The organism is Rhodococcus sp. T2V (assembly GCF_029269925.1).
Taxonomy (GTDB): Bacteria; Actinomycetota; Actinomycetes; order Mycobacteriales; family Mycobacteriaceae; genus Rhodococcus_F; species Rhodococcus_F koreensis.
In genome coordinates this window covers 37,310-56,086 of record NZ_JARJBD010000043.1, presented here as the reverse complement: position 1 = coordinate 56,086, position 18,777 = coordinate 37,310, and the positions used below count along the sequence as shown (strand labels likewise).

Below are 18,777 nucleotides of genomic sequence, written 5' to 3'. Positions count from 1 at the left end.
TCTCCTACTGGTTGTAGACGGATTCTTCTTCTTGGACGTACATGGTGACGCCGCCGGTGGCGAAGTTGCGGACGTCCTTGCCCGCCTGCTTCATCTCCTCGGACTGCAACCCCGACTTCATGGTCGCGGCGTCGGGGAAGACGAGGCTCGCGACGGCGTAGTACGGCGGTGTCCCGCCGTCGAGGGCGCTGCACTTGCCCCACGTGAAGTCGGACAGGCCGGGGACCTTGCGTGCCAGCGGCATGTGGGTGTCGCGGTAGTAGGCGTCGAACGCGTCGGGGTCATCGGGCTGGCCGTAACAGACGGCGACCTTGAAACTCATGCATCTTCTCCTTTGGCGACGAGGGTGAGAACGTCGTACGTTGCGACGGGGTCGCCGTCCTGGTTGACGACGACTGCATCCCAACGGACTTCACCGTAGTCCGCGCTGCTGCGCGGGGTGATGAGCTTCGCGGTCAGGGTGACGGTGAGGCTGTCGTCGGCCTTGACGGGGGTGAGGAACCGGAGGTTGTCGACGCCGAAGTTGGCGAGGACGGGGCCGGGGTTGGGTTCGACGAACAGGCCGGCGGCGAGGGAGACCACCAGGTACCCGTGGGCGACGATGCCACCGAACAGCGGGTTGGCGGCGGCGGCCTCGGGGTCGGTGTGCGCGTAGAACGTGTCGCCGGTGAACTCGGCGAAGTGGTCGATGTCGGCGAGGGTGACCTGGCGGGGTCCGCCGACGACGGTGTCGCCGATCCGCAACTGCGCGAGGTTCTTCCGGAACGGGTGGACGCCGTCGTCGTTGCGCTGGGAGCCGGTGACCCACTTGTTCCCGACCGCGGTGAGGATGTCGGGGGTGGCCTGGACCGCGGTGCGCTGCATGTGGTGCAGGATGCCGCGGATGCCGCCGAGTTCCTCGCCGCCGCCGGCGCGTCCGGGGCCGCCGTGCACGAGGACGGGCAGCGGTGAGCCGTGGCCGGTGGATTCCTTGGCGTCGTCGCGGTTGAGGACGAGGACGCGGCCGTGGAACGGGGCGAGGCCGAGCACGATGTCGCGGGCGAGTGCGGAGTCGCGGGTGACGAGGGAGGCGACGAGGCTGCCCTTGCCGCGGGCGGCGAGTGCGATGACCTCGTCGGTGCTGTCGTATCCGATGACGGTGCTGACGGGACCGAAGGCCTCGATGTCGTGGGGTTCGGTGGCGTCCTTGTCGTCGGAGCGCAGCAGGATCGGCGGCAGGAACGCGCCGGTCGCCTTGTCGGCGCCGACGACCTCGAAGTTGTCCGGGTCGCCGACGACGATCTGCGCCGACTTGGTGAGGCCGCGGAGCGACTTGAGCACCTCGTCGCGCTGTTCGATGCTGGCGAGCGCACCCATCGTGACGCCTTCGGCGTCGGGGGCGCCGACGACGACGCGGGACAGCCGGGCCTCGGCCGCGGCGATGACGTCGTCCATCAACGCGGACGGCACGAGGGCGCGCCGGATGGCGGTGCACTTCTGGCCGGCCTTCACCGTCATCTCGGTGACGAGCTGCTTGACGTAGAGGTCGAATTCCTCGCTGCCCGGTTCGACGTCGGAACCGAGGATCGAGGCGTTGAGCGAGTCGGCCTCGGCGTTGAAGTGGACGCCCTCACCGACGACGTTCGGGTGCGCCCGCAGGGTGGCCGCGGTGTCGGCGGAGCCGGTGAACGCGACGGAGTCCTGACCGCCGAGGTGGTCGAGCAGCCCGCGGGCGCTCCCCGACAGCAGCTGGACCGAGCCCTCGGGCAGGAGCCCGGACTCGATGATGCGACGGAACACGAGCTCGGTGAGGTAGGCCGACTGGCTCGCCGGCTTCACGATCGACGGGACGCCGGCGATGAACGCGGGGGCGAGCTTCTCGAGGAAGCCCCACACGGGGAAGTTGAACGCGTTGATCTGGACGGCCACGCCGCGGCGGGAGGTGTAGACGTGCTGGCCGAGGAACGTGCCCTTCTTGCCGAGCTGTTCGAACGCGCCGTCGAGGTAGACGGTGTCGTTGGGGAGTTCGCGGCGGGCCTTGCTCGCGTAGCTGAGGAGGGTGCCGAAGCCGCCGTCGATGTCGACGCCGGAGTCGCGCTTGGTGGCGCCGGTCGAGGTGGAGACGGCGTAGAACTCGTCCTTGCCTGCCATGAGCGTGAGGGCGAGCGCCTTGAGGGCGGCGGCGCGCTCGTGGAAGGTCAGCTTCGCCAGGGCCGGTCCGCCGACCTCGCGGGCGTAGGTCACCATCTCGCCGAGGTCGAGGCCGGTTGCGGAGATGCGCGCCACCTCGGAGCCGTCGACCGCGCTCAGCAGCGGGGTTCCCTCGTCCGGCGCGGTGTACCAGCGTCCGGCGGCGTAGCTTTCCAGTAACTTGCTCACGACAACTCCATTTCACCGTACGTTCGGTCGGTTAACAGAATCGTCGCTCTACCCGCTGGTTGTCAAGGGAGGATGTGAAGTTTCCCATCGCGACCTGCCCTTGCGTACCGACCGAAGATTCGGTTATTAATAGACGGCACCCCCGTGAAGGAGAAGACTGTGGCCGAAGTGTTTCTGGTGGACGGAGCCCGTACCCCGCAGGGTCGGTACGGCGGAGCGCTCGCAGGAGTGCGCCCCGACGACCTTGCGGGTCTCGTCGTGGCCGAGGCGGCCCGCCGGGCCGGTATCCCGGGCGAGGCCGTCGACGAGGTGATTCTCGGTGCCGCGAACCAGGCGGGCGAGGACAACCGCGACGTCGCACGGATGGCGGTGCTGCTCGCGGGCCTGCCGGACAGCGTTCCCGGCTACACGGTGAACCGGCTGTGCGCGAGTGGTCTGACCGCCGTCGCGTCGGCCGCGCACACCATCCGCGCCGGCGAGGCCGACATCGTGATCGCCGGCGGCGTCGAATCCATGACCCGGGCGCCGTGGGTGATGGCCAAGCCCGGCACCCCGTGGGCGCGTCCGGGGGAGGTGGCGGACACCTCGCTCGGCTGGCGGTTCACGAACCCGCGGTTCACCGCCGCCGACCGCGACGTGCCGGCCGGTGCCGGACCGGATGTCCGAAAGGTGACGTTGTCGATGGGCGAGACGGCCGAGGAGGTCGCCGCGCTCGAGGGCATCACCCGCGCCGAGAGCGACGCGTTCGCGCTGCGCAGCCAGGAGCGGGCGATCGCCGCCGTCGACGCCGGCCGGTTCGACCGCGAGATCGTCCCGGTGCCGCTGCGCGAGGGGGAACTGACCGCCGACGAAACCCCCAGGCGGGGCACCACCCTGGAGAAGCTGGGCACGCTGAAACCGGTGTTCCGCCCCGGCGGCATCGTCACCGCCGGTTCGTCGTCGTCGCTGTCGGACGGCGCCGCGGCCCTCGTCGTCGCGAGCGAGGCCGCCGTCGAGCGGTACGGCCTGACCGTCCGCGGCCGCATCGTCACCAGCGCCAGCGCGGGCATCGCCCCGAACGTCATGGGTCTGGGTCCGGTCCCGGCCACCCGCAAGGCGCTGGCCCGCGCCAACTGGTCGATTTCCGACCTCGGCGCCGCCGAACTCAACGAGGCCTTCGCCGCGCAGTCGCTCGGCGTGATCCGGCAGCTGAAATTGGACGAGTCGATCGTCAACGCCGACGGTGGCGCCATCGCCCTCGGCCACCCGCTGGGCTGCTCGGGTGCGCGGATCCTGCTGACGCTGCTCGGCCGGATGGAACGCGAAGGCGCCCGCCGCGGGCTGGCCACGCTGTGCGTGGGCGTCGGCCAGGGCGTCGCGATGCTGATCGAGGCGCCGTGAACACGCTGAAGGTCGAGGACCGCGACGACCGGATGGTCGTCACGCTGCACCGCCCGGCGCAGCGCAACGCGATCAACGCGGAGATGATCGCCGAACTGCACCAGGTGTGCGCGGCGGTGGAGGCGACACCGAAGCCGCTGCTGCTGACCGGCGAGGGCGAGCACTTCGCCGGCGGCGCCGACATCGCCGAGCTGCGCGAACGCGGCCGCGACGAGGCATTCGCCGGTATCAACCGCACGCTGTTCGACCGGATCGCGAAGCTGCCGCTGCCCACCGTGGCCGCGGTGAGCGGGTACGCGCTCGGCGGCGGCGCCGAACTGTCCTACGCCTGCGATATCCGCATCGCCACCGAGACCGCGGTCTTCGGGAACCCGGAGCCGGGACTGGGCATCATGGCCGCCGCTGGGGCCAGCTACCGGCTGCCCGAACTGGTCGGCACATCCGTCGCCAAGCAGGTGCTGCTCGGCGGAAGGAACCTCGACGCCGACGCGGCGCTGCGGCACGGACTCGTGATGGACGTCGTCCCCGCCGGCGAGCACATCGCCGCAGCGCACAAGGTCATCGACCGCATCACCCGTTCGGCGCCGCTGGCCCTGAAGCTGACGAAGATGATCGTCGACGCACCGGGCTCGCACCCGTTCGCCGACGACATCGCGCAGGCGGTGCTGTTCGAGAGCCGCGACAAACATGACCGTATGACTGCCTTTCTGGAGAAGAAACGATGACGAGCACAGCACCGAAGAATGTCGGAGTGGTCGGCGGCGGACGGATGGGCGCGGGCATCGCGCAGGTCTTCGCCACCCTCGGCGCCACCGTCACCATCGCCGAGAGCGGCGACCGGCAGGCGGCCCTGGGGCGGGTGTCCGACGGACTCGACCGGGCGCACGAGCGCGGCAAGCTCGGCGACGCCGACCCCGCGACGATCCTCGGACGGGTGTCGACGGTGGAGGCGCCCGACGCGCTCCCGCCCGCCCTGGATCTGGTGGTCGAGGCGGTGCCGGAGCTGGTCGACCTCAAACTGTCCGTGCTGGCGCTGGTCGAGAAGACCGTCTCGCCGGCCACCGTGATCGCGACCAACACCAGCTCGATCTCGATCGCCGAACTCGGCGGCGCGCTGAACGATCCGGCCCGCCTGATCGGCATGCACTTCTTCAACCCCGTCCCGGCGTCGACGCTCGTGGAGATCGTGCGGGCCCCCGCCACCGACACCGGCGTGGTCGAGACGGTGCGCGAGTGGGTGTCCCTGCTGGGCAAGACCGAGGTGCTCGTCAACGACTCCCCGGGATTCGCGACCAGCCGGCTCGGGGTGTGCCTCGGGCTCGAGGCCATCCGCATGCTCGAGGAGGGTGTCGCCGACGCCGAGTCCATCGACCGGGCCATGGAACTGGGATACCGGCATCCGATGGGGCCGCTGCGGTCCACCGACCTGGTCGGCCTCGACGTCCGGCTCGCGATCGCCGAGCACCTCGCGAAGACCCTCGGCGAGCGGTTCGCCCCGCCCGCCCTGCTCCGCGAGAAGGTCGCCCGCGGCGAACTCGGCCGCAAGACCGGCCAAGGCTTCTACACCTGGTCCTGAGAGGCCACCCACCACAACCAGCAGGAGGCGCATTGTCATGAGCAGTAACGACGTGATCGGACTTTCCGTGGACGCGGGACTGGCCACCATCACCCTGCGCCGGGCGGGCGCGTCCAACGCACTCGACCGCGCGGTGAAGGAACAGTTGCTCGCCGCGGTCGAGAAGGTGGCCGGCGACGACAGTGTGCGTGCCCTGCTGCTGGCGGCGGAGGGGAAGAACTTCTGCGTCGGCCAGGACCTGGCCGAGCACGTGGCCGGCCTCGAGGCCGATCCCGCACACGCGATGGACACCGTCGCCGAGCACTACAACCCGCTGCTCCGGGCCCTGGCCGGGGTCCGGGTGCCGGTGGTCGTCGCGATCAACGGGGCGTGCGTCGGGGCGGGTCTCGGCATCGCCCTTGCCGGGGACATCCGGATCGCGGGGGAGGGCGCCAAGTTCGCCACCGCGTTCACCGGGATCGCCCTGGCCGGGGACTCCGGCCTCAGTCACACGCTCGTCGAGGCGCTCGGGGCGAGCCGCGCGACGGGGCTGATGATGCTCGGCGACCGGTTCACCGCCGCGCAGGCGCTGGACTGGGGGCTGGTGCACCGGGTGGTGCCCGACGCCGAACTCGGGGACGCGGCCGCCGCGCTGGCGCGGCAGCTCGCCGACGGTCCCACGGCCGCGTATGCGCAGGTCAAATCCCTGGTCTCCGCGGCGTCCACGGGGCTGTCGGAAGCGCTCGAGCGGGAGCGTGAGGCCGCGGAGGCGCTCGGACGGTCGAAGGACCACCGCAGTGCGGTCGACGCGTTCCTCGCGAAACGCACGCCCACCTTCGAAGGACACTGACGTAATTCGGCTCCCGCCCTTGTGTGGGCGGGGGCAGACATGCATACTTGATACCAACCGATCATTCGGTAATAGAGGTAGGACATATGACCACGTCACACGCTTCCGATGAGCTGCAAACGCTCTTCGACGACACCATCGCCGCCGACCAGAGGGTCGAGCCCCGGGACTGGATGCCCGACGGCTACCGCAAGACGCTGATCCGGCAGATCGCGCAGCACGCGCACTCGGAGATCATCGGCATGCAGCCGGAGGGCAACTGGCTCACCCGCGCGCCGTCGCTGCGTCGCAAGGCGATCCTCATGGCGAAGGTCCAGGACGAGGCGGGGCACGGCCTGTACCTGTACTCGGCCGCCGAGACGCTCGGCGCCGATCGCGCCGACCTCACTCAGAAGCTGATCGAGGGCAAGCAGAAGTACTCCTCGATCTTCAACTACCCGACGCTCACCTACGCCGACGTGGGCGTCATCGGGTGGCTGGTCGACGGCGCCGCGATCTGCAACCAGGTGCCGTTGTGCCGCAGCTCCTTCGGGCCGTACGCCCGCGCGATGATCCGGGTCTGCAAGGAGGAGTCGTTCCACCAGCGGCAGGGATTCGAACTGCTGATGACGATGATGCGCGGCAGCGACGCCCAGCGGGAGATGGTGCAGGAGTCGGTGAACCGGTGGTGGTGGCCGGCGCTGATGATGTTCGGACCGCCGGACGACCAGTCGCCGAACTCCGAGCAGTCCATGAAGTGGCGCATCAAGCGGCACACCAACGACGAACTCCGTCAGCGGTTCGTCGACATGTCCATCCCACAGGCCGAGGTCCTCGGCGTGACGTTCCCGGATCCGGACCTGAAGTGGAACGCCGAACGCGGCGCCCACGACTTCGGGGAACCCGACTGGAGCGAGTTCATGCAGGTGATCAAGGGCAACGGCGCCTCGAGCGTCGAACGCGTCGCCAACCGGCGGGCAGCACACGAGAACGGGGCGTGGGTGCGGGAGGCCGCAACGGCCTTCGCCCGCCGCGAGAGCAACAAGGAGAACGCACGATGAGCACGGACGACACCGCGGTGCGCGCGGACTGGCCCCTGTACGAGGTGTTCCTGCGGGGCAAGCGCGGACTCAACCACGTCCACGTCGGATCCCTGCACGCCGCCGACGACGAGATGGCCGTCCGCCACGCGCGGGACGTGTACACCCGGCGCAACGAGGGTGTGAGCATCTGGGTGGTGCGGTCCAGTTCGATCGTGGCGTCCAGCCCGTCGGAGAAGGACCCGTACTTCGCGCCCAGCGGCGACAAGGTGTACCGGCACCCCACGTTCTACGAGATCCCCGACAACGTTCCCCACATGTGATCCGGCCCAGACCATTTCGCAGGCCGACGAGAATTCCGAGGATGTACCGATGACCGACCACGACAACGCCTACGACGGCCTCGTCGACGAAGACAGCCACGGCCAGTGGGCTTTCGGCACCAGCTTCGACGACCCCCTGGCCGGCGTCGACACCACGGTTCCGGGTGACGTCGACCTCGCCGCCCTGGCCGGCTACTGCCTGATGCTCGGCGACGACGCGCTGATCAGCTCGCAGCGGCTCGCCGAGTGGAGCACGCGCGCACCGGAACTCGAGGAGGAGGTGGCGCTCGCGAACGTCGGTCTCGACCTGCTCGGACAGGCGCGACTGCTGCTCGCCCGGGCGGCCGCCGCGGACGCGTCGGTGGTGCCGTTCATTTCGGACACGAGCCCGATTCCCGCCGAGGACGCGCTTGCGTTCTTCCGCGACGAGAACCGGTTCCGCAACACCCGGCTGGCCGAACTCGACAACGGAGACTTCGCGCAGACCGTCACGCGACTGCTGGTCTTCGCCACGTGGCGGCTGGCCCTGTTCGACCGCCTGCGCACCTCCCGCGACCCCGTTCTCGCGGCGGTCGCCGTGAAGGGCGTCAAGGAACTGACCTACCACCGCGACTACGCCGCCCGGTGGGTGGTGACGCTCGGTTGCGGTACGGCGGAGTCGAAGTCGCGCATGGAGGACGCCCTCGCCCGGGTGTGGCCGTACGTCGAGGAACTCTTCACCCCGACCACCGAGGAACTCGCCCTCGCAGGTGTGGGTGTCGGCGTCGACCCGCGGGATCTCCGCGAGGAATTCGACACCGTCCTCGCCCAGGTGCTGAAGGCCGCGGAACTCACTGCCCCCACGGGTCGCACCGTCGGCACCGTCGGCGGCCGGGCCGGACGTCAAGGCCTGCACACCGAGGCCCTCGGACTGCTGCTCGCCGAGATGCAGAGCGTGGCCCGGGCTCATCCGGAAGGAGTGTGGTGACATGACCGCCGCAGTGCGCAGCGGCGCCCGCCGCCTCGCCGAGTCCGTCCTGGACCCCGAGATGCCGATGCTGACCCTGGCCGATCTGGGTGTGCTCCGCGACGTCGAGGAGCACGCCGACGGATCGGTGGTCGTCACCATCACCCCCACCTACTCCGGCTGCCCCGCCATGGCCACGATGCGCGACGACATCGAGCACACCCTGCAGGACGCCGGCTTCGGCAGCGTCGAGGTCCGGACGGTCCTCACTCCGCCGTGGAGCACCGACTGGATCAGCGACGACGGCCGGCGCAAGCTGCGCGAGAACGGCTACTCGACACCGGGTCCCGCGCCCCTGCGCACGTCCGGGCCCGTCCCGCTGACCCTTACCGTCAAGCCGCGGGCCGTCACGTGCCCGGTCTGCCACTCCGCCAACACCCGTCTCGACTCGGAATTCGGGGCGACGCTGTGCAAGGCGCTGTACAGGTGCCTCGACTGCCTCGAACCCTTCGATCACGTGAAGGAAATCTGATCATGACCACAGCGGTGTCCCCGAAGCCCGGCGCGGCGTTGCGCAACAGGGCGTTCCACACGCTCACCGTCGCCGACGTCGAATCCCTGTGTGACGACGCGGTCGCGGTCACGTTCGACGTCCCCGCCGACCTCGCCGACGAGTTCGCGTTCGGCCCCGGCCAGTCGCTCACCCTGCGGCGCACGATCGACGGCGTCGAGCACCGCCGCTCGTACTCCATCTGCGCGCCTGCCGGTTCCGCGCCGCGGGTCGGTGTGCGCGAGGTGTCCGACGGTCTGTTCTCGACGTGGCTCGTCCGCGACGTCCGGCCCGGCGACCGGATCGAGGTGCAGGGCCCGAGCGGATCGTTCGTCGCCGACCCCGCCGCCGGCGGCAGGCACGTGCTGATCGCCGCCGGATCGGGCATCACCCCGATGCTGTCGATCGCCGCGTCGATGCTCGCCAACCCCGACGCCGAAGTCGTTCTCCTGTACGGCAACCGGCGCACCCGCTCGGTGATGTTCGCCGAGGAGATCGCCGACCTCAAGGACACGTACGGGTCGCGCTTCGACGTCGTCCACGTCCTGTCCCGCGAACCGCGGGAGGTGGAACTGTTCACCGGGCGCCTCGACGCCGACCGGTTGCGTGCCCTGTTCACGTCGATCGTGCCGCTCGCCGACATCGACCACTTCTGGCTCTGCGGCCCGTTCGGGATGGTCACCGACGCCGAGACGGTTCTCGGTGAACTGCAGATCGACAAGAGCCGCGTGCACCACGAATTGTTCTTCGTCGACGACGTCCCGCCGCCGATGGAGACGCACCGCGAACCCGGTGTCACCGGGCCGAGCAGCGAGGTGACCCTCGTCCTGGACGGCCGCTCGACCACCGCGACGTTGCCGCGGGACGAGTCGATCCTCGACGCCGCCGAGAAATACCGCTCGGACCTTCCGTTCGCCTGCAAGGGCGGCGTCTGCGGAACGTGTCGCGCGAAGATCACGTGCGGTGACGTGGACATGCGCCGCAACTACGCGCTCGAGGACTACGAGGTCGACTCCGGCTTCGTGCTGACGTGCCAGACCTTCCCGGTCAGCGACAACGTGACCGTCGATTTCGACGCCTGACCTTACCCAGCCCGCCCACCCCGGAGACTAGAATGACCAGTATCGCCACCCCCTCGCAGGACATCGAGTTCGCCACGCGCGACCGGATCTCGACGCTGCAACTCGAACGTCTGCAGTGGTCACTTCTCCACGCGTACACCAACGTTCCGCATTACCGGAAGGCGTTCGACGACGCCGGTGTGCACCCGAGCGACCTGAAGGACCTGTCCGATCTGGCGAAGTTCCCGTTCACCGCGAAGGCGGACCTGCGGGCGAACTACCCGTTCGGGATGTTCGCGGTGCCGCAGGAGAAGGTCTCCCGCATCCACGCCTCCTCCGGCACCACGGGACGGCCGACGGTGGTCGGGTACACCGCGAACGACATCAGCAACTGGGCCGACCTGATCGCCCGGAGCCTGCGGGCCGGTGGCGTGAAGCCGTCCGACAAGGTGCACGTCGCGTACGGGTACGGCCTGTTCACCGGCGGCCTCGGCGCGCACTACGGCGCCGAACGGCTGGGCTGCACGGTGATCCCGATGTCCGGGGGCATGACCGACCGGCAGATCCAGCTGATCGAGGACTTCGAACCCGACGCGATCATGGTGACCCCGTCGTACATGCTCACCATCGTCGACGCGATGATCAAGAAGGGCATCGACCCGTCGAAGACGTCGCTGCGGACCGGGGTGTTCGGCGCGGAGCCATGGACCGAGGAGATGCGCACCGAACTCGAGAAGCAGCTGAACATGGACGCCGTGGACATCTACGGGCTGTCCGAGGTGATGGGCCCCGGTGTGGCGATGGAATGCGTCGACACCAAGGACGGCCTGCACATCTGGGAGGACCACTTCTACCCGGAGATCATCGACCCGGTCACCGGTGCGGTGCTGCCCGACGGCGAGGAGGGCGAACTCGTCTTCACCTCGCTCACCAAGGAGGCCATGCCGATCATCCGGTACCGCACCCGCGACCTCACCCGACTGCTGCCGGGCACGGCGCGGTCGGTGCGGCGGATGCAGAAGGTCACCGGGCGCACCGACGACATGATCATCCTGCGCGGGGTGAATCTGTTCCCCACCCAGATCGAGGAACTGATCCTCACCGTGTCCGCGCTGGCCCCGCAGTTCCAGTGCATCCTCGATCGCCCCGGTAGGATGGACGAACTGACCGTACGAGTCGAAGCCCGCCCCGACGCGTCCGCCACCGACCATCCCCGTTCCGCCGCCGAACTCCAGAAGCTGGTCAAGAACCGCATCGGAGTGAGCGTGAAGGTGGACGTGGTGGCCTCCGGCGCACTGGAGCGGTCGCTCGGCAAGGCACGGCGACTGATCGACAACCGCTCCGCTCTGTGAGGTGATCGAAGGTGCGTCTCGGTGGTGAACACGCGCGTCACGACGACGGCCAGTTCGAACACTGGCGGCAGGCCGTCTCCACGGCGTTCGTCCCCCTCGCCGTGGTGTCCACCGCCGAGGACGGCGAGGCCAGGTTCACCGGGACTCTGCGCACCACCGCGCTCGGCGGACTGCAGCTCAGCGAGGTCGGGGGACGGGCGGTGGACGTCCGGCGGACCCGCACGTCCATCAAGCGGTCCGACCCCGGCCTGGTGAAGGTGGGCCTGCAACTGTCGGGCCGCGGCGTCATCGTCCAGGACGACCGTGAGGCCGTGCTCGGGCCCGGCGATTTCGCCGTCTACGACACCAGCAAGCCGTACGACCTGCACTTCGCCGGCGACTTCAGCATGTTCGTGCTGATGTTTCCCCGCGAACTGCTGCGCATCGCCTCGCGGGAACTGGGCACGGTGTCGGCGCGCCGCATCCGCGGCAGCACCGGGATGGGCGCGCTCGTCTCGCCGTTCCTGACGAACCTCCACCACTCCGTCGTGACCGGCACGATGCCGACGACCCCCCTCGTCGAGGACGCCGTCGTCGACCTGCTCAGTGCGGCGGTGCAGGCGGAGGCACCGGCCGACGCCACCGCTCCCGGCGCGACCCTGCTGCTCCGGGTGAAGTCGTTCATCGACGCGCACCTGCACGACCCGGCGCTCGACACCGCCACGGTGGCGTCCCAGCACCACGTGTCGACGCGGCACCTGCAGAAGATGTTCGAGGCGGACGGGCACACGGTGGCCGGGTGGATCCGTCACCGCAGGCTCGAGAAGTGCCGCCGCGACCTCAAGGACGTCCGCTTCCGCGGCGAGAGCATCGGAACCATCTGTGCCCGGTACGGTCTCGTCAACTCTTCGCACTTCTCGCGGCTGTTCAAGGACACGTACGGCGTGTCGCCGCGAGCCTTCCGCGAACAGGAACTCCTGTCGATCAGCGTGTGAGGTCGGCGCACCGCTCCACGTGAGTGGGAAAGCGTGCCGGAACACACTTTCCCGCTCACGTGCGGCGGGCGGGTGCCGAGCCGATGGAGGGTGTCAGAGCACGGATTCGAGCCACGCTGCCGTCTCGAACAGGCGTTGCTCGGCGCCGGGGCGACCGATCAGCTGCAATCCGAGGGGCAGGCCCGCGCTGTCGCGCTTGCCGGGGATGGTGACCACGGGCAGGCCCATCGCCTGCCACGGTCGGCTCAATACGGGCGTCCCCGTCGCGTCGTGGCCGCGGGGAGCGGCGCCGAGTGCGGCGGGTCCGAGGACGGCCTCGTCCTCGTCCAATGCCGCGAGCAGCAACCGCCGGGTCTCGGTGATCCCGGCCAGGGCGGCGCGGTACTGCGCCTCGGTGGTCCGGGCTCCCGCGGTGAACAATTCGGCGAGGGGTGCACTGATCTTGTCGGGCTGCGCCGCCTCGACGGCGCGTTCCCGGGTGGCGTCGTATGCCATCACCGTGTGGTGGTGTTCGGTCAGCGCCACGACGGCCGCGGCGGCATCCATCTCACGGCACCGGACACCCGCGGACTGCGCGGCACCCGCGGTGGTCCTGAGCGCCGCCGTCATGTCCGGGGACACCTCGCCGAGTTCGAACCCACTCCACAGGCGGAGCCGGTGCGGCGCGGAAGGCTCGAGAGCGGGCGCCCGGGTGCCGTCGCGCAGCGCCGTCCACGCGAAGTGCAGATCGGACACCGTGCGTGCCAGCAGCCCCACCGTGTCGAGGCGGGGACTCAATCCGGTGATGCCGGCGGTCGGGAGTTCGCCGTGGGCGGTGACGAAACCCGCGACTCCGCAGAACGACGCCGGCCGGGTCAGCGATCCCGCGGTCTGCGTGCCGAACGCCAGCGGCACCATGCCCGCGGCCACCGCTGCCGCCGAACCGCTCGACGACCCGCCGGGGGTGTGGTCCACGGCGCGCGGATTGCGGGTCGGGCCGGGCTTGAAATACCCGAACTCGGTGGTCACGGTCTTGCCGACCGGGAGCGCACCGAGTGCACGCGCACGCGCCACACAGTCGGCGTCCGTCGACGCCGGTTCCGCGCTCCGCAGCTCGCTGCCGCAGCGCGTCGGCATGCCGGCGACGTCGATCAGATCCTTGACGCCGACGGGGACACCCCACAGCAGGCCGCCGGGGTCGCTGGATTGGATCCGGGCGGCCGCAGTCCGCACCGCGTCGGGATCGAGGTGAGCCCAGGCGCGGATCGTCGGATCCAGGTCCGCGATCCGCGCGAGTGCCGCCTCCGCCACGTCGACCGGCGTCGTCGAACCCGCCGACAGCTGCTCGACCAAGTCCCGAAGTGGTGACCGTAGTTCCGTCTTCATCGTGTCGCCGCCATCGTGTCGTCGTTCTCCGTCTCGGTCTGTCCGGTGAGCGCCCGGGTGCGCATCACCGAGAAGAGGCGGTCGGCTCGTGCCTTGGTTTCCCCGGACGGCGCCGACATCAGTGCGACGACGACGGACACCGCCAGCGAGAGGGGCGCCACGGCGAGTGCCGGGTTCGAGAATCCGAGGATGGAGTCCGGCCCCTGGACGACCGGGCTGAGCAGGATGACGGTGATCGACAGCACCAGGCCGACGACGATGCCGGAGATGACGGCACGTGCCGTCATGCGCTTCCAGTACATGGTCAGCAGCAGCGCAGGCAGGTTCGCGCACGCGGCGATGGACATTCCCAGCGACGCGAGGAACGCGACGTTCTGCTTCTGCGCCGCGAACGCGATGGCGACACCGATGACGCAGGTCGCCACGGTCGCCACCCGGGCCGCGCGGTGCTGAGCCTTCGCCGATACCGAACCGTTGCGGATCACCTGCCCGTACAGATCGTGTGCGATCGCACCCGATGTCGCGATCACCAGTCCGGACAGCGCGGCCAGAATGGTCACGAACGCTACGGCCGCGACGAACGCCAGCAGCACCCCGCCGCCGACGGTTTCCGCGAGCTGGGCGACCGCGAGGTTGCCGCCGCGGTTCTCGGACTTGATCACCTCGACCCCGACCAGCTTGGCGGCGCCGTAGCCGAGCACGGGAACCAGGAGGTAGAACGCGAAGAAGATCCAGATCGCCGTGTAGGCGGACGTTCTCGCCTGCCTCGCGTCCGGGACGGTGAGGAATCGGATCATGACGTGCGGCAGGCCGAGCACGCCGAGAACGAGCCCGACGGTCTGCGACAACTGGTCGAACGACGCCGTGCCCGACGTGCGCTGCGGCGCGACGAACGACTGACCGAATTCGGCGAGCGCGGTGCTGAACGGGCCGAAGGGGTTGAAGTCGAAGCGCACGAGCACGAGAACGAACAGCACGACGGCACACACCATGAGCAGACCGGTTTTGATGATCTGGATCCAGCTGGTGGCGAGCATCCCGCCGACGAGCGTGTATGCGGTGGTGAGTGTTCCGATGATCAGCACGGCCACCGCGTAGTCGAGGTCGAACAGCAGCGATACCAGCAGTGCGGCGCCGACCAACTGCGACACGAGATAGACCACGCTGATCACCACCGTGCTGAGCGCCATCATCGAGCGCACGTCCTTGCCGGGGAAGCGGGTGGCGAGGACATCCGCCAACGTGAAGCGGCCGAGGTTGCGCAGCGGTTCGGCGATCAGCAGCATCGCGAGAACGAACGCGACGGGCACGAAGACCGCGAGATAGAACCCGTTGAAACCGGTCAGGGCGATCGCGCCGGTGACGCCGAGAAACGAGGCGGCAGAGATGAAGTCGCCGGCGATTGCGACACCGTTCTGGCGACCGGTGAGGCTGCCGCCCGCCACGTAGTGATCGGCGGCCGACTTGTTCCGCTTGGAAGCCCACGCGGTGATCATCAGGGTGACAGCGACGAGCGCCGCGAAGAGTGACGCAGAGACGAGGTTCACGGCGCGTTATCCTTTCGTCCGCGATGCGGTTCGGGCGTCGAGTTCGGCGGCACGCGCCATGTAATACCGGGCCACGACGATGGCGACGGCGAACTGCGCGACGGCGTAGAGCCATGCCACGGTGACACCGCTGAACACGACACCGTCCAGCAGCGAGGTGAACCCGCCGAGAATCGGCAGGGGCAGGAACAGGGCGAGGACCAGGGCGCTGAGACGAAACGTCAGGGCGGCACGGGTATCTGCGAGCTCCTGCAGGTCGGAATCCTGTGGGACCCCTTCTCGAGGTGGCGAGGTGTCCATGTCTATCTACCTCCGGCTGCGGTGGGAACGAGGGCGGGTGTCACGGTGATCGGATCGGACCATTCGTCGTAGAACAGCCAGTCGGGGGACTCGACCGGGACCGACAATCGGTGGAACTTGCGCTGGAAGTAGACGAGGCTGTCGCCCTGTTCGCGTGTCCGGACGCGGTCGAGTTCGATGAACATCACCGAATGCGATCCCATTGTCTTGACGTCGGCGATCCGGCCCGCGAGCACCACATGGGCGGCGCGCAGGATCGGGACACCGTCCCCGGTGTCCTCCTCCCAGATGTCCCACTGGAAGCGGTCCGCCATCGCTACTTTCGTCGCGCCCGCGAAATGCATGGCCAGCTCTTCGTCGTCGCCGGCGAGCACGTTGATGCCGACCCGGCCATTTTCCCGGAATACGTTGTGCATCGCGCTGTTCTGATTCACGCACACGAGCGCCGTAGGAGGGGAGTCGGTCACCGAGCAGACCGCGGTGACGGTCATTCCGCAGCGCCCGGCGGGGCCGTCGGTCGTCACGACGTTGACCGCGGCGGGCAGATTCGCCATGGCGGTGCGGAAGTTCAGTTGCATGGGAGTGAGTTCGGGCATTTTCAGCCTCCGTGAGTCGGAACGGGAAGTCGTGTCACCACGTGGCGCCGGCGATCCTGCAAAGAAGGATATGACGCGCTCGTGCGCTGGAACATTGGCGGCGACGCTACTTTCTCGCAGGAAGTCGCGTATCCGGGTAAGGGATTTCTTCAGTTGCCTATCGCTTCCGTTACGGTCGGTGTTGACTGGACGGGGAAGCAAGCCATCTGTGCGAGGCAGGATTCGATGGAGCAGCAAGAAACACGGGTTTACATCGTCGACGACGATCAGGAGTTGTGCGCATCGCTTGCGTGGCTGCTCGATTCGGTCAACATCACGTCGGAGTACTACTTCTCCGTGCAGTCGTTCCTCGAGGAGTACCGGCGCGACATCCCGGCCTGCCTCGTCCTGGACGTCAGGATGCCGGAAGTCGGAGGATTCCAGCTCCAGGAGACACTCCTCGCCGACGAATCCCCGATTCCGATCATCTTCGTGTCGGCGCACGGCGACATCAAGATGTCGGTGCGGGCATTGCAGCGGGGTGCGCTGACGTTCATCGAGAAGCCCTACGATCCGCAGCACATGCTCGACGTGATCCAGGATGCGCTCCGGGTCGCGCGGCAACGATTCGGCGAGCGCCGCAACCGAACGGAACTGCAGGGTCGGATAGACGCGCTGACGGTGCGGGAGCGGGAAATTCTCGCACTCGTGCTCGACGGGCTGCCGAGCAAGAACATCGCCAAAGAGCTGGGCATCAGCGTGAAGACGGTCGACGTGCATCGCACGCGCATCAAGGAAAAGACCGGAGCAGAGAGCATTGCGGTTCTCGTGCGCGACATTCTGCAGGCCGGACTTTCCGTGACCTGACAGTGTTCAGGGAAGCTCGACGACGAGTCGCGCGGATTTCGCGCGCGACACACACGCGGCGATTCTGTCTCCCGCTTTTCTCTCACTCTTGGTGAGGCAATTGTCACGGTGGTCGGGCTCGCCCTCGAGCACGTCCAGGACGCACGTGCCGCAGATCCCTTCCCGGCACGAGGTGTCGATCTCGATGTCGTTCTCTTCGAGGACGTCGGCGATGGATTTCCCGGCCGGCACTTCGAACACCTCGCCCGTGTCGAGTTCCACCTCGAACGCCGTATCCGACTCGGTCGCGGCAGGCGTCGCCGCCTCGAAGTGTTCGAAGTGGACCGCGTCCTCGCCGACCGCAGGTTCGGCCAGCAGGCGCACCCGATCCATGAAACCTTCGGGGCCGCACGTGTAGACGTGGGTGGCGGCGGACGCGTCCGCCAGGATCTTCTCGAGCGCCGAGAACTGGTCGTCCCGCGTGAGGCCGAAGTGCTGGTGCACGTCCTGACGGAAATCCGAATTCTCCAGCAGGTCGACGAACGCGGCCTGCGCCCTCGTGCGCGCGAAGTAGTGCAGGTCGAATCGCTGTCCCCGCCGATGCAACGCGAACGCCAGACTCAGCATCGGCGTCAGCCCGATCCCCGCCGCGACGAGGATGTGCCGATCGGCGCCCTCGGCGAGCGTGAGCAGTGTCCGCGGCCCGCTGATCCGCAACTCGCTGCCGGTCGTCACGTGATCGTGCAGCGCGGCCGAGGCGCCGCGCGGACCGGTCTCGCGTTTGACGGCGACGACATACGATTCGGACTCGTGCGGCGGGCTGCACAGCGAGTACTGGGTGAGGACCTCGGTGGGTCCGAGGATGTCGATGTGGGCGCCCGCAGGGTACGGGTCGAACGGTGAACCGTCCGTCCGGACCAGCCGGAACGACTTGATGTCCGGCGTTTCCTCGACGATCTCCGCGACAGTGACAGTGAACATGCTCATGGTGATTCTTCCTCCGGTGCTGCGACCCGTCGCCCTCGAGCGGGGTCAGCGCATGTACAGGCCGCCGTTGACGTCCCAGCAGGCTCCGGTCACCGACGCGGCGGCCGGGGACGCGAGGAGGGCGACCGTCTCGGCGATGAATTCGGGCGACCCCAGGGTGCCCACCGGGATGGTGGTGAGAATGGCCGCGAGTGTGTCGGCGGGCACCGTCTCGCGCACTACGGGCAGGTCCAGCGGTCCGGGCGACACCGCGTTGACGGTGACACCCGACGATGCGAGTTCCCGGGCGAAGACCTTGGTCAACGTTCCGACGCCACCCTTCGCGGCCGCGTAGTGGGCCCCGGTCGCCGTGCCGCCGTTCTGGCCGGCGAGCGAAGCGATGTTGACGATGCGGCCGTAGCCGCGGTCGGCGAAGTGACTTCCGAACACCTGGCAGCCGAGGAACGCGCCATTGAGGTTGATCTCGACGATGTCCGAGAATTCCTCCGGCGCAATGTCCATCAGCAAGCCGGTCTGGGAACGACCGGCATTGTTGACGAGAACGTCCGCCCCACCCCAGAGGTCGACGACGCGGTCGCGCAGGGACTCGAAGTCGGACTTCTTCCGAACGTCGAGGACGGCGGCGACGGCGGTATTCCCGGAGGAATCCAGGTTCACCGCAGTCTCTTTCGCGGCGGCCTCGTCGATGTCCGCGACCAGTACGCGATATCCGCGGTCGTGCAACAGGCGGGCGATGGCGGCGCCGAGTCCGCGTCCGGCGCCGGTGACTACTGCGACGTGATCCATGTC

At 68.6% G+C, this 18,777-nt stretch carries 20 protein-coding genes; 12 read left to right on the top strand and 8 right to left on the bottom strand.

What is annotated here, in order from left to right; all coding sequences use genetic code 11:
* Positions 1-4 precede the first annotated feature (4 nt).
* Together P3H15_RS30355 and paaZ are read right to left on the bottom strand one after the other, a co-directional pair.
* Positions 5-322: an EthD family reductase gene (locus tag P3H15_RS30355; protein WP_095862069.1), complete on the bottom strand. Its 318-nt coding sequence runs from the start codon at positions 320-322 to the stop codon at positions 5-7.
* Positions 319-2,358 (bottom strand): phenylacetic acid degradation bifunctional protein PaaZ, encoded by a 2,040-nt coding sequence (gene paaZ / locus P3H15_RS30350; protein ID WP_276140607.1) that lies wholly within the window; start codon positions 2,356-2,358, stop codon positions 319-321. Before paaZ ends, P3H15_RS30355 begins: the two co-directional genes overlap by 4 nt.
* Positions 2,359-2,517: 159 nt before the next feature.
* On the opposite strand from paaZ, the gene P3H15_RS30345 reads away from it, so the two are divergent.
* The 11 genes from P3H15_RS30345 (at position 2,518) to P3H15_RS30295 (ending at position 12,368) form a co-directional block, all read left to right on the top strand.
* Positions 2,518-3,738, top strand: a complete 1,221-nt coding sequence (locus P3H15_RS30345; RefSeq protein ID WP_276140606.1) for an acetyl-CoA C-acyltransferase — start codon at positions 2,518-2,520, stop codon at positions 3,736-3,738.
* On the top strand, positions 3,735-4,463 hold the full coding sequence (locus P3H15_RS30340) for an enoyl-CoA hydratase/isomerase family protein (protein WP_276140605.1): 729 nt from the start codon (positions 3,735-3,737) through the stop codon (positions 4,461-4,463). Before P3H15_RS30345 ends, P3H15_RS30340 begins: the two co-directional genes overlap by 4 nt.
* A complete protein-coding gene (locus P3H15_RS30335) occupies positions 4,460-5,314 on the top strand; it encodes a 3-hydroxyacyl-CoA dehydrogenase family protein (RefSeq protein ID WP_276140604.1) in 855 nt (284 codons plus the stop codon). Before P3H15_RS30340 ends, P3H15_RS30335 begins: the two co-directional genes overlap by 4 nt.
* A gap of 37 nt (positions 5,315-5,351) precedes the next feature.
* On the top strand, positions 5,352-6,143 hold the full coding sequence (locus tag P3H15_RS30330; protein ID WP_276140603.1) for an enoyl-CoA hydratase-related protein: 792 nt from the start codon (positions 5,352-5,354) through the stop codon (positions 6,141-6,143).
* 86 nt (positions 6,144-6,229) lie between these two features.
* A complete protein-coding gene (paaA, locus tag P3H15_RS30325) occupies positions 6,230-7,183 on the top strand; it encodes a 1,2-phenylacetyl-CoA epoxidase subunit PaaA (RefSeq protein WP_072936988.1) in 954 nt (317 codons plus the stop codon).
* Positions 7,180-7,485 (top strand): 1,2-phenylacetyl-CoA epoxidase subunit PaaB, encoded by a 306-nt coding sequence (gene paaB, locus P3H15_RS30320; RefSeq protein ID WP_072936989.1) that lies wholly within the window; start codon positions 7,180-7,182, stop codon positions 7,483-7,485. The genes paaA and paaB overlap by 4 nt, the downstream gene beginning before the upstream one ends.
* A gap of 49 nt (positions 7,486-7,534) precedes the next feature.
* Positions 7,535-8,452, top strand: a complete 918-nt coding sequence (gene paaC, locus P3H15_RS30315) for a 1,2-phenylacetyl-CoA epoxidase subunit PaaC (protein ID WP_276140602.1) — start codon at positions 7,535-7,537, stop codon at positions 8,450-8,452.
* Between the two features lies 1 nt (position 8,453).
* On the top strand, positions 8,454-8,963 hold the full coding sequence (paaD, locus tag P3H15_RS30310) for a 1,2-phenylacetyl-CoA epoxidase subunit PaaD (protein WP_276140601.1): 510 nt from the start codon (positions 8,454-8,456) through the stop codon (positions 8,961-8,963).
* A gap of 2 nt (positions 8,964-8,965) precedes the next feature.
* Positions 8,966-10,063 (top strand): 1,2-phenylacetyl-CoA epoxidase subunit PaaE, encoded by a 1,098-nt coding sequence (gene paaE, locus P3H15_RS30305; protein WP_276140600.1) that lies wholly within the window; start codon positions 8,966-8,968, stop codon positions 10,061-10,063.
* Between the two features lie 32 nt (positions 10,064-10,095).
* Positions 10,096-11,394 carry a phenylacetate--CoA ligase PaaK gene (paaK, locus tag P3H15_RS30300; protein ID WP_206008985.1) on the top strand — a complete coding sequence of 433 codons (1,299 nt, stop codon included), beginning with the start codon at positions 10,096-10,098 and terminating at the stop codon, positions 11,392-11,394.
* An 11-nt stretch (positions 11,395-11,405) separates the two neighbouring features.
* Positions 11,406-12,368: a helix-turn-helix domain-containing protein gene (locus P3H15_RS30295; RefSeq protein WP_276140599.1), complete on the top strand. Its 963-nt coding sequence runs from the start codon at positions 11,406-11,408 to the stop codon at positions 12,366-12,368.
* A 93-nt stretch (positions 12,369-12,461) separates the two neighbouring features.
* On the opposite strand, the gene P3H15_RS30290 is transcribed toward P3H15_RS30295, so the two are convergent.
* Genes P3H15_RS30290 through P3H15_RS30275 form a run of 4 tightly spaced genes read right to left on the bottom strand, consistent with a single transcriptional unit; the run spans position 12,462 to position 16,176 of the window.
* Positions 12,462-13,733 (bottom strand): amidase, encoded by a 1,272-nt coding sequence (locus P3H15_RS30290; protein ID WP_276140598.1) that lies wholly within the window; start codon positions 13,731-13,733, stop codon positions 12,462-12,464.
* Positions 13,730-15,280, bottom strand: a complete 1,551-nt coding sequence (locus P3H15_RS30285) for a cation acetate symporter (protein WP_276140597.1) — start codon at positions 15,278-15,280, stop codon at positions 13,730-13,732. The genes P3H15_RS30290 and P3H15_RS30285 overlap by 4 nt, the downstream gene beginning before the upstream one ends.
* 6 nt (positions 15,281-15,286) lie before the next feature.
* Positions 15,287-15,580 (bottom strand): DUF485 domain-containing protein, encoded by a 294-nt coding sequence (locus tag P3H15_RS30280; RefSeq protein WP_276140596.1) that lies wholly within the window; start codon positions 15,578-15,580, stop codon positions 15,287-15,289.
* Positions 15,581-15,582: 2 nt separating this feature from the next.
* On the bottom strand, positions 15,583-16,176 hold the full coding sequence (locus tag P3H15_RS30275; protein ID WP_276140595.1) for a flavin reductase: 594 nt from the start codon (positions 16,174-16,176) through the stop codon (positions 15,583-15,585).
* Between the two features lie 225 nt (positions 16,177-16,401).
* Between P3H15_RS30275 and P3H15_RS30270 the strand changes: the two genes are divergently transcribed.
* Positions 16,402-17,022, top strand: coding sequence for a response regulator transcription factor (locus P3H15_RS30270; protein ID WP_072936999.1), 621 nt, complete (start codon positions 16,402-16,404; stop codon positions 17,020-17,022).
* A gap of 6 nt (positions 17,023-17,028) precedes the next feature.
* Here the strand turns inward: P3H15_RS30270 and P3H15_RS30265 are convergent, their stop codons facing one another.
* Together P3H15_RS30265 and P3H15_RS30260 are read right to left on the bottom strand one after the other, a co-directional pair.
* Positions 17,029-17,988, bottom strand: coding sequence for a PDR/VanB family oxidoreductase (locus P3H15_RS30265; RefSeq protein ID WP_276140594.1), 960 nt, complete (start codon positions 17,986-17,988; stop codon positions 17,029-17,031).
* Positions 17,989-18,033: 45 nt separating this feature from the next.
* Positions 18,034-18,774 carry an SDR family NAD(P)-dependent oxidoreductase gene (locus P3H15_RS30260; RefSeq protein WP_276140593.1) on the bottom strand — a complete coding sequence of 247 codons (741 nt, stop codon included), beginning with the start codon at positions 18,772-18,774 and terminating at the stop codon, positions 18,034-18,036.
* Positions 18,775-18,777 lie beyond the last annotated feature (3 nt).